We start from the raw sequence: 10,075 nt of genomic DNA on the forward strand, positions 1-10,075 counted from the left end.
AGGACTGGCCACCCCATCCGGGGGTGCGACGTGAGGAGCAGCGCGATGTGTCGACGAACCACCTGCCGGACCTGCGGCAAGGCCGGCTACGCGGGGTGCGGCATGCACGTCGAGCAGGTGCTCGCCGGGGTGCCCAAGTCCGGCCGCTGCGCCTGCGACCGGACGAAGGGCAAGGGCGGCGGCTTCCTGGCGAGGCTGTTCGGGCGCCGCTGACGGCCCCGGCTGCGGCCCCGGCTGCGGACCCGGCTGCGGGCGCACCCGAGGGGGCACCGGTCCGTCGACCGGCGCGCCGGGCCGGCCCGGCGCCCCTCCCCCGCTCTTCCGCGCCCCCGCGCCGCAGGTCAGACTGTCGCGAGCAGTCCGACGCAGCACCGAACGGGGGCCACGTGGCACAGGGCAGGAAGAAGCAGAAGAGACCACTGAGCGCGGCGGCCGCCGCCGCCCAGCGGCCGAAGAGCGCCAAGCGGAAGCCCCGGAAGGACAAGCCGCTCGCGCCCCGCACCATCCGCCGGGCGGCCGTCCTGGTCGCGGTGCTCGCCCCGCTGCTGCTCGTCGGCCTGATGGCACTCGCCGTGGACCCGGACCACTCCGCCCTGTTCACGATCCTCGCCGTGCTGGTGCTCATCGCCGCGCTGGGCGGACTGATGGTGGTCCGGACGGCGGGCTGGGTGCTCTGGCCCGGCGTCCTGCTGGGCGTCCTGCTGCTGGCCCTGCCGCCCACCACCATCCGGGCGGAGGTGCTCGCGCACCGCGGGGAGCGGACCGAGGTGGTCGTCACCGAGGCCCACAGCTCGAAGGACCGCAGCGGCCGGATCAGCTGGTCCTGCGCGATCCGCCGCACGGACGGCAAGCCGCTGCCGCACCCCAGGTTCCAGGGCTCGGGCTGCTCCGGGTCGTCCTCCGCCGGCACCACCACCACCGTCCTCGTCGACCCCGACGGCTGGGCCCCGCCGGCCGGCACCGACCTGGACTTCTCCTTCCTCCGTGGCGGCGTCTACGCCCTGGGCGGCCTCAGCCTGCTCTGGATCCTGCTCGTCACCGCCGCCGCCCGCCGCAGCCTCCGGGAGTCCCGCGCCGCAGCGCCCGCCTGACGGTCGGGCACCGCTCCTGCCGCACGTCCGCCACTCCGGGCCGGGACGCCCTCTCGACTGCGGCGGGGTCGCGGCCGCATCCTCGATCCGGTGCGCTGTTCCGGCGCCTCCCGCCCGCCCCGACCCGAGCGAAGGAGCCCCATGGACCGCCCGCTGGACCGCCCCCGCCTCGTCCTGGACCCCACCGGCCGCGACCGTGACGCCGAGACCGCCGAACTGTGCGCCCGCGGCCCGGCGACGCCCGTCGACATCCTCGGCGTCGAGGCCTGGGCCGTGGCCGACCCCGTCCTGCTCGAAGAGCTCCTCAAGGACCCCCGGGTCTCCAAGGACGGCCACCAGCACTGGCCGGACTTCGCCGAGGTCGTCCCCACCTGGCCACTGGCCCTGTGGATCACCGTCCGGAACATGTTCAACGCGCACGGCGGCGACCACCGCCGGCTGCGCCGGCTCGTCGGGTCGGCCTTCACGGCCCGTCAGATCGGCGCCCTCGCCGAGCGCATCGAGCAGCTGACCGACGCGCTGCTCGACGACCTGGCCGCGACGCCGCCGGGCGTGCCGGTCGACCTCCGCGAGCGGCTGGCCTACCCGCTGCCGATCCAGGTGATCAGCCGGCTCCTGGGCCTGCCGGAGGACGTCCAGGAGGGGTTCCGGCACATCGTCGACCGGGTCTTCTCCACCACCCTCACGCCCGAGGAGTCCGAGGCCAACGCGGCGGCGTTCTTCGCCATGCTCGAAGGGCTGATCGCCGCGAAGCGCCGGCACCCGGGCGACGACATGACGTCCCTGCTGATCGCCGCCCGCGACACCGAGGGCGACGGCGCCGCGCTGACCGAGGAGGAGCTCCGCGACACCCTGTTGCTGGTGGTCTCGGCCGGCTACGAGACGACGGTGAACCTGATCGACAACGGCATCGCACTGCTGCTCACCCACCCCGAACAGCTCGCCGCGGTCCGGGCGGGCCGGGCGCAGTGGAGCGACGTCGTGGAGGAGGCGCTGCGCCGCGACGCCCCGCTGGCGCACCTGCCGCTGCGCTTCGCCGTCGAGGACATCCGGCTGTCGGACGAGGTGACGATCCGCCGGGGAGAGGTCATCCTCCCCTCGTACGCGGCCGCCGGGCGCCACCCCTGCCGGTACGGCACCACCGGCGACGTCTTCGACGTCACCCGGCCCGTGAAGGACCACCTCGCCTTCGGGCACGGCCCGCACTTCTGCCTGGGCGCGCCGCTGGCCCGGATGGAGGCCGGGACGGCGCTGCGCAAGCTCTTCGAGCGCTTCCCCGACCTCTCGCTCGCCCCGGGCGCCGAGCTGGGCCCGGTCGCGTCGCTGATCTCCAACGGCCACCGGTCGCTCCCCGTCCTGCTCACCGCCGGGCGTGCCGACGGCTGAGCGGGGGCCGCCCCGGCGGCCGGCGGCTGTTCGCCGGGCCCGCGCGGGCCGGTCGGTCCGTCAGGCCGTGCTGCCCTTCGGCACGGTGTAGAGGCACTCCTCGATCCGGTCGATCAGGCCGCCCTCGAACCGGAAGTACACGACGGTCGGGACCTCCTGGACGATCCCGTCGGCCGACAGCAGGTGGATGACGTGCTGCTGGAGCACCTCGTCCGGCTTCTCGAACTGGCGGAGGACCTCGAACCGCAGGGACTCGACGCCGGCGGCGAAGGCCTCGAAGTGCACGAGCCGCTCGTCGATCGCCTGCTCGTCCTTGCCGTCGTTCTGCCAGACCGTGGCCTTCTCGGTGCACAGCGCCCGGAAGCCGGCGAAGTCGTTCGCCTCCAGCAGCCGCAGACCCGAGATGACCGTCTCGCCGATGCTCTGTGCCATGCCGAACTCCTGTGTCCGTCGGGTCGAATGCGGGGTGGTGGTGCGGTGGTGCGGTGCTGCGGTCAGTGGGGAAGCAGGCCGAGGTGGCGCAGGTCGGTGACGTACTTGCGGACGAGGGCCGCCGACAGGTGCGGGATGTCCTGGTCGGCGCCGACCTTGGCGGCCCGCACGGCGGACCGGAACCCGGCGGCGGGGATCGCCGACCCGGGGACGCCCTCCCCGGGCCGCGCGAAGGCGCGCAGCAGGGGCAGCAGCGAGTGCTGGCGCTGCTTCTCCGGCAGGGCGCGCAGCGCGGTGGTGATCCGGGCGAGCCAGTCGTCGTAGTCGTCGATCCGCCGGATCGGGTGGCCGTCCTCGATGAGCCAGTCGACGAAGGTGTCCAGGCTGACGCCGTCGTCGTGCGGGTTCAGCGCGTTGAAGGTCCGGTAGCCCTCGGTGGCCCGCGCGCCCAGCGCGGTGACGGCCTCGGCGGTGAAGTCGACCGGCAGGCCGTCGTAGTGGGCACGCCCGCCGCCCCGGTAGAAGGAGCCCGGGGCGATGCCGGTGGCGAGCAGGCTGAGCAGCAGGCGGGTGAACACGTCGGGCACGTTCAGCTGCCCCCGGTACCTGCCGTGCGCGAGGATCATGTCCGACCGCAGGGTGACGACCGGCAGTCCGCACAGGTCGTGGGCCTCGCGGAGCAGCACCTCGCCGGCCCACTTGCTGGTCGCGTACCCCTGCGCGTACCCGTCGTACCCGTGCGCGTCGTCGTGCGCGCCGCCGGCGGTGCCCCGGGCGAGGTGGCGCACCGGGCTGGTGACGCGGATGTCGCCGTCCTCGTCGAGGGCCTCGGCCGCGGCACCGGCCACCACGGCGACGGTGGACACGTAGGTGACGGGCTTGAGCCGGGTGGTGAGCGCCAGCCGGATCAGTTCGGCCGTGCCGACGACGTTGGGCCCGAACAGCTGGTCGTAGGGCAGCACGTGGTTGACCAGGGCGGCCGGGTGGACGATCAGGTCCACGGTGTCGGCCAGCCGCTGCCAGGTGTCCTCGGCCAGGCCGAGCCGCTGCTCGCCGATGTCGCCCGCCAGCACCTCCAGCGTCCCGTCGGCCAACTCCCGGTACCGCCGGAGCAGTTCGGCGTCACCACTGTCGAAGGCGGCCTCCAGCCGCTTCGCCGCGACGGCGGCGTCGGCGCCGCGGACGACGCAGACCAGCCGACCGCCCGCGGGCGCCAGGCGTTCCAGCCACTCCAGGCACAGGAAGCGGCCGAGGTAGCCGGTGGCCCCGGTGAGCAGGACGGTGCGGACGGCGCCGTCGGGGCGGGGCAGCGTCGGGGCGGCGGCGAGCGTCGCCGCGTCGAGGAACCTGTCCAGGGTGAGGTCGCCGGCCCGGGCCTCGGTGGCGTGCTCGCCGTGGACGGAGGCGGCGGTGGGCCGCGCGGCGCCGGAGCTGCGCCGCTCCTCGATGTAACCCGCCACCCGTGCCAGGTCGTTGGCCGGGCTGATCACCACCCCGACCGGGACCTCGACCCGGAAGATCTCCGTCATGAGGGCGGCGAAGGACAGCGCGGACAGCGAGTCCCCGCCCAGGTCGGTGAAGTGCGCGTCGGCGCTCAGCTCGGCGCCCGCGCAGCCCAGCAGCGCCTGGGCGGCCCGGCCGACCGTCTCCAGGACCGGCCGGCCCGGCCCGGCCCGGCGCAGCTCGCGCAGCCGCTGCTCCTGCCCGTCGGCGAGTTCGGCGTAGAGCCGTTCCAGGGCCTCGCCGTAGCGCTCCCGGAGCCGGGGACGCAGCGGTTTGTGGCTGTCGGCGAGCAGGCCGTTCGCGGCGCTGAAGGGTTCGGTCTCGATCAGGACGTCGCGCGGGATCTCGTAGGAGTTGAGCTCGGCCTCCTTGGCGATCCGCTGGAGCGACTCGACGAGCAGCGGTTTGAGCGACTCGGCGTCCCCGCCGGCCCTGGCCAGCGCCTCCGGGGCGGGGACGACCACGGCGAGCGGGTAGGCGCGCTCGCTGTTGCCGTACACGAAGATCTGCCGGATCAGCGGGCTGGCGACGAAGGCGGTCTCCAGGCGGGAGACGGCCACGAACTCGCCCTGGGAGAGCTTCAGGACGTCCTTGGTGCGGCCGACGTAGACCAGCCGGTCCGGCCCGGTCTCGGCCATGATGTCGCCGGTCCGGTAGTAGCCGTCCGCGTCGAAGATCTCGGCGTTGAGTTCGGGCCGCTTGTAGTAGCCGGGGATGGCGGTGGCGGTCTTGAGCAGCAGTTCCCCGCGCGGGTGCGGTGAGTCGGTCCGGAAGTATCCGAGTTCCGGGACGTCGACCAGCTTGTAGTCGATGACCGGCGGGCGCTGCACCACCGAGTCGAGCAGCACCCCGCCGGCCTCGGTGGAGCCGTAGCCGGTGTACAGGTGGAAGCCCAGGCAGGACTCGACGAAGGCCGCCACCTCGGCGGAGAGCGGGGCGGTGCCGCAGAAGGCCTTGGTGACGCGACCGCCCAGGACGTTCTCCCGCAGGTCGGTCTTGACCGCCGTGTCGACGTCGCCGGGTTCGCCGGAGCGCCGGTCCAGTTCGCTGCGGTACCGCTGGAAGAGCAGGTCGCAGATGCGCGGGACCATGGTCAGCTCGGTGGGGCGGACCAGGGCGATGTCGTCGAGCAGGGTGGACAGGTCGCTCCTGGCGGTGAAGTGGCCGACGCCGCCCCGGGAGAGCGAGCCCATCAGTGCCCAGTGGCCGGCGAGGTGGCTCTGCGGCATGTAGTGGACGCTGACCGGGGGTGCGTCCTCCGCGCCGTAGCTGAAGCCGTTCCACGCGGTGCGGACCAGCCGCTGGGGGTACACCGCACCCTTCGGGGTCCCGGTGCTGCCGGAGGTGTAGATGAGCAGCGCCAACGGGTCCTCACCCGGGGCGGCGACGAACAGGGGCGCGGGCGGCAGGCCGGCACCGGCGTCGACCACGGCGGCCAGCGGGTCGACGGCCACCGGGCGGCCGGCCCCGGCCAGGCGCCGCCGGGCGGATGCGAGGGCTTCGCGCTGCTCGGCGACGTCGGGGCGGTAGTCGAACACGATCAGGCGCCGGATCGAGGGCTCCCCGAGGACGGCCTCGACGGCGGTGTCCAGCCGCTCGATGCTCGCCGCGAGGGCGCGCGGTTCGGTCTCCGCGACGATCGGCGCCAGCTGGGACAGCGGCGCGCTGGACTGCAACGGCACGACCACCACGCCCGAGTGGAGGCACGCGAGGTCGAGCGTGGCGTAGTCGGTGCTGGTGAAGCCCAGGATGCAGAGCCGGTCACCGGCGCTCAGCGGGTGGTCCGGGTGGTGGTGCCACTCGGTGGCGACGGCACGTACCCGGGCCCACAGTTCGCGGTAGCTGACGGTCTCGAAGCGGGGCAGCAGGCGCCCGGTCACGGGCTCCCGGGCGCGTTCGCCGAGGGCGGGCCGGTCGCCGTAGCCCTCCATGATGGCCGCCATGGCCTCGGCGAGTCCCTTGTCCGGATCACGCACGGCCGCGGTGATCGCCTCCAGTGGTTCGGCCATGCTGAGCCCTCCCGTAGCGTCCGGCTGGTGTCCGGCATCCGGTTGATGTCCGGCGTCCGGCTGATGTCGACGTGTGAACTGGGGCGGGCCGGCCGAAGCGACCGCCGGCCCGTCGGGCCCGGGCGGTCGTTCCGGCCGGCGGGCGTCTCACCAGGCGACCGGCAGCGCGTCCGCTCCGCGGATGAGGCGTTCCGTCCGCCAGGTGACCTGGTCGGCCGGCACGGCGAGGTGCAGACCGGGCAGGCGGCGCACCAGGGAGTCCAGGACGACGCGCAGTTCCATCCTGGCCAGCGCCGCGCCGAGGCAGTGGTGGATGCCGTGCCCGAAGGTGACGTGCGGGACGATACCCCGGTGGAAGTCGATCTCCTCGGGGCGGTCGAACACCTCCGGATCCCGGTTGGCCAGGGAGAACTCGGTGACCACCGCGTCGCCGGCGCGGACGGTCTGCCCGCCCAGCTCCACGTCCTCGGTGGCGATCCGGGTGAAGCCGGCGGTGGCGCTGATCGGGATGATCCGGGAGAGCTCCTCGACCGCGTCGGGGATCAGGCCGGGATCGGCGACGAGCTCCTGCCAGAGGTCGGGCCTGGTCAGCAGCGTGTAGACGAAGTTGCCGATCTGGTTGGCGGTGGCCTCCTGGCCGGCGGACAGCAGGCTGACCCCGAGGCTGACCAACTCCTCCTCGGTGAGCCGGTTCTCCTCGTCCTCCACGGCGACCAGTTCGCCGAGCAGGTCGCTGGTGGGCTCGACGCGGCGCTCGGCGACCAGGCCGGCGAGGTAGTCGTTGAGGTGCCCGCGGTCCCGCGCGGAGCGGGCCGGGTCGGAGAGCATGAGCAGGCCGTCCACCCAGGCGTTGAACCGGTCGCGGTCCTCGACGGGCACGCCGAGCAGTTCGCAGATCATCGTGATCGGCAGCGGCCAGGTCAGCATCTGGGTCAGGTCGGCGGGCGAGCCCGTGGCGATCATGGTGTCGAGCAGTTCGTCGACGATCTGCTGGGCGCGCGGGCGCATCGCCTCGACCCGGCGCACGGTGAAGGGGTTGGCGACCCTGCGCCGCAGCCGGCTGTGCTCCGGCGGGTCCATGCTCAGCATCGAGGTGCGGGGCAGGCCGGCCGAGACGATCCGGGGCACGTCCTCGCCGGCGGCGGCGGCCCGGCTGAACCGGGGGTCGGCCAGCACCGTCCTGACGTCGGCGTGGCGGCTGACCAGCCAGGCGTCGCCGCCGTAGGGCAGGCTCACCCGCAGCACCGGCTGCGCGCTGCAGGCCTCGGCCAGCTTCGGGTCCACGTCGAGCTGCTCGGCCGGACCGAACGGATAGGCCCGCGGCCCTTCTTCTGTCGCGGTCATCGTGTCAGTCCTTCCAGTCCTGGCGGGCGGTCACAGGGACGCGCTCTTGCCGCCGTCGATGACGAGGTTGCTGCCGGTGATCCACGAGGCGCGCCGGGAGACCAGGAAGCCGACCGCCTCGGCGATGTCCTCGGTCTGACCGATCCGCCCGAGCGGGACCTCGTCGGCCCAGTCCCCCTCGGATTCCATGCCGAGATAGTCGACGATCTTGTCGCGCGCCTCATCCGCCCCAGGAGTCATCACGTTTCCCGGGGAGATCGCGACGACCCGGATTCCGTCCGGTGCCAACTCGACCGCGAGGCCCTTGCTGTACACCTCCAGCGCGGATTTCGCGGCGGCGTAGTGCAGGATCATCGGGTAGGAGGAAATGGTCGCGATGGAGGAGAGGTGCACGATGACCCCGCCGCCGGCCGCGCGCATGGCCGGCACGAGTGCGGCATTGAGCCGGACGGCGGCCAGGAAATTGATGTCGACCGTGTACTGCCAGTCGTTCTCGATTTCCAGCGCGGTCTGGAAGGCCCGGCAGCCGCCCGCGTTGTTGACCACGATGTCCACCCCGCCGAGGGAGTCCAGCGCGGCGTCGGCGAACGCCCGTACCCCGTCCTTCGAGCTGAGGTCGGCCCGGATGAACTTGGCTGCGGACGGGGTGTGTTCGGTGGGGTTGCGGGCGGAGGTGACGACGGTGGCGCCGGCGTCGAGCAGGTGCTGCACGATCGCGGCGCCGATGCCCCGGCTGCCGCCGGTGACGACGGCCCGTTTGCCGTCCAAGTCGTGGGAAATATGCGCGGTAAGGCGACTCTCGCTCACCCTGGGTTCCGCCACCTTTCGTTCCTGGGAAATTCCTTTCCGCGGCACTGGTCGGCAAGGGAATCAATTCTCCAGTTGCGACCCAGAAGGCGACGCGGAACCACCTGCACCACTATCCGTGATCTCCCGGACACGGTCAACATGATTGTGTCGATGCGGTGGATCGCCTGAGGCAATGCAGCACGGACAGGAACACCCGCTGGACGCCGCGATCAACAGGGCAGATAATCGTGCGTTACCTATGTGCGGCCGACCACACCATTTTCCGCACGGTCCGGCGGCGATTCGCCGGAGCGGCGGAGAAGGCGCACACGGAATGTTCACACCATGAGTGCCGAGAACTCGGGAGAAAGCATGTCCAGCTTGGACGAGCCGTTCGTCGTGGGTGATCTGACGGTCCCCAACCGCATCGTGATGGCCCCGATGACCAGGATGCAGTCCCCCGGCGGCGTGCCGGGCGAGGAGGTCGCCGAGTACTACGCCCGCCGGGCCGCCCACCAGGTCGGACTGATCATCACCGAGGGCACCTACGTCGACCGCGCCGCCGCCCGCGCGTACGACCACGTCCCCGACTTCCACGGCGAGCAGGCGCTGGCCGGCTGGGCCCGCGTGGTGCGGCGGGTGCACGAGGCCGGCGGCCGGATCATCCCGCAGCTGTGGCACACCGGGGTCGTGCGCACCGGGGCGGAGCCGCCCGCCGAAGGCCCGTCCGGGATCGGCCTGGACGGCGCCCCGGCCGGGCGGGCGATGACCCAGCGGGACGTCGACGACACGGTCGCCGCCTTCGCCGAGGCCGCGGCGACCGCCGAGCGGCTCGGGTTCGACGGCGTCGAACTGCACGGCGCGCACGGCTACCTGATCGACGACTTCCTGTGGAGCGGCACCAACCGGCGCACCGACCGCTACGGCGGCGACCCGGCCTCCCGCGCCCGCTTCGGCGCCGAGATCGTGCAGGCCGTCCGCGCGGTCGTCAGCCCGGGCTTCCCGGTCTTCTTCCGGTTCTCCCAGTGGAAGGTCGGCAACTACGGGGCCCGCATCGCGGAGAGTCCGGCCGAGCTGGAGCAGCTGCTGACGCCGCTGGCCGATGCCGGGGTCGACGCGTTCCACGGCTCCACCCGGCGCTACTGGCAGCCCGAGTTCGACGGCAGCGACCTCAACCTGGCCGGCTGGGCGCGCAAGCTCACCGGCAAGGCCGCCGTGACGGTCGGCTCGGTCGGCCTGGACCAGCAGTACGGCGAGGGCGAGTTCGCCCAGGGCTACACCAGCCGGTCCGGCGTGACCGGCATCGACGAACTGCTGGCCCGCCTCAAGCGCGACGAGTTCGACCTCGTCGCCGTCGGCCGCACCCTGCTGGCCAACCCGGACTGGGCCGCCAGGGCGCTGCGCGGCGACCTCTCCCGGACCGTCCCGTACGACCCGGCGGTGCTCACCAGCCTGTCCTGACAGCGCCGTTCGACGAACGGGCGCCCGGAAGCCGGGCCGCGACCTCGGTCGCGGCCCGGC

General features: G+C 73.1%; 8 protein-coding genes. 4 read left to right on the forward strand and 4 right to left on the reverse strand.

The annotated features are described in order from the left end of the window. The first annotated feature begins 45 nt into the window (after positions 1-45). From OG556_RS01775 to OG556_RS01785, 3 genes are all read left to right on the forward strand, one after another. Positions 46-213 (forward strand): hypothetical protein, encoded by a 168-nt coding sequence (locus tag OG556_RS01775; protein ID WP_371515500.1) that lies wholly within the window; start codon positions 46-48, stop codon positions 211-213. 173 nt (positions 214-386) lie between these two features. Then, complete coding sequence (locus tag OG556_RS01780; RefSeq protein WP_371515501.1) at positions 387-1,091, forward strand: hypothetical protein; 705 nt, start codon at positions 387-389, stop codon at positions 1,089-1,091. A 141-nt stretch (positions 1,092-1,232) separates the two neighbouring features. Then, entirely contained in the window at positions 1,233-2,477 is a 1,245-nt protein-coding gene (locus tag OG556_RS01785) for a cytochrome P450 (RefSeq protein ID WP_371515502.1), read from the forward strand. A gap of 60 nt (positions 2,478-2,537) precedes the next feature. Here the strand turns inward: OG556_RS01785 and OG556_RS01790 are convergent, their stop codons facing one another. The 4 genes from OG556_RS01790 to OG556_RS01805 form a co-directional block, all read right to left on the reverse strand. Further along, positions 2,538-2,909: a nuclear transport factor 2 family protein gene (locus tag OG556_RS01790; RefSeq protein WP_371515503.1), complete on the reverse strand. Its 372-nt coding sequence runs from the start codon at positions 2,907-2,909 to the stop codon at positions 2,538-2,540. Between the two features lie 62 nt (positions 2,910-2,971). After that, positions 2,972-6,421 carry a carboxylic acid reductase gene (car, locus tag OG556_RS01795; RefSeq protein WP_371515504.1) on the reverse strand — a complete coding sequence of 1,150 codons (3,450 nt, stop codon included), beginning with the start codon at positions 6,419-6,421 and terminating at the stop codon, positions 2,972-2,974. A gap of 147 nt (positions 6,422-6,568) precedes the next feature. Continuing rightward, positions 6,569-7,765: a cytochrome P450 gene (locus OG556_RS01800; protein WP_371515505.1), complete on the reverse strand. Its 1,197-nt coding sequence runs from the start codon at positions 7,763-7,765 to the stop codon at positions 6,569-6,571. Positions 7,766-7,795: 30 nt separating this feature from the next. Next, positions 7,796-8,587: an SDR family oxidoreductase gene (locus tag OG556_RS01805; RefSeq protein WP_371515506.1), complete on the reverse strand. Its 792-nt coding sequence runs from the start codon at positions 8,585-8,587 to the stop codon at positions 7,796-7,798. A gap of 339 nt (positions 8,588-8,926) precedes the next feature. Between OG556_RS01805 and OG556_RS01810 the strand changes: the two genes are divergently transcribed. Continuing rightward, positions 8,927-10,015 (forward strand): NADH:flavin oxidoreductase, encoded by a 1,089-nt coding sequence (locus tag OG556_RS01810; protein ID WP_371515507.1) that lies wholly within the window; start codon positions 8,927-8,929, stop codon positions 10,013-10,015. The last annotated feature ends 60 nt before the right edge of the window (positions 10,016-10,075 follow it).

It is taken from the genome of Kitasatospora sp. NBC_01300, assembly GCF_041435235.1.
Lineage (GTDB): Bacteria > Actinomycetota > Actinomycetes > Streptomycetales > Streptomycetaceae > Kitasatospora.

Bases quoted from the DNA above. Each gene is read 5' to 3' on its own strand.
- OG556_RS01775 (WP_371515500.1), top strand. From the start codon at position 46: ATGTGTCGACGAACCACCTGCCGGACCTGCGGCAAGGCCGGCTACGCG.
- OG556_RS01785 (WP_371515502.1), top strand. From the start codon at position 1,233: ATGGACCGCCCGCTGGACCGCCCCCGCCTCGTCCTGGACCCCACCGGC.
- OG556_RS01790 (WP_371515503.1), bottom strand. From the start codon at position 2,909: ATGGCACAGAGCATCGGCGAGACGGTCATCTCGGGTCTGCGGCTGCTG.
- car (WP_371515504.1), bottom strand. From the start codon at position 6,421: ATGGCCGAACCACTGGAGGCGATCACCGCGGCCGTGCGTGATCCGGAC.
- OG556_RS01800 (WP_371515505.1), bottom strand. From the start codon at position 7,765: ATGACCGCGACAGAAGAAGGGCCGCGGGCCTATCCGTTCGGTCCGGCC.
- OG556_RS01810 (WP_371515507.1), top strand. From the start codon at position 8,927: ATGTCCAGCTTGGACGAGCCGTTCGTCGTGGGTGATCTGACGGTCCCC.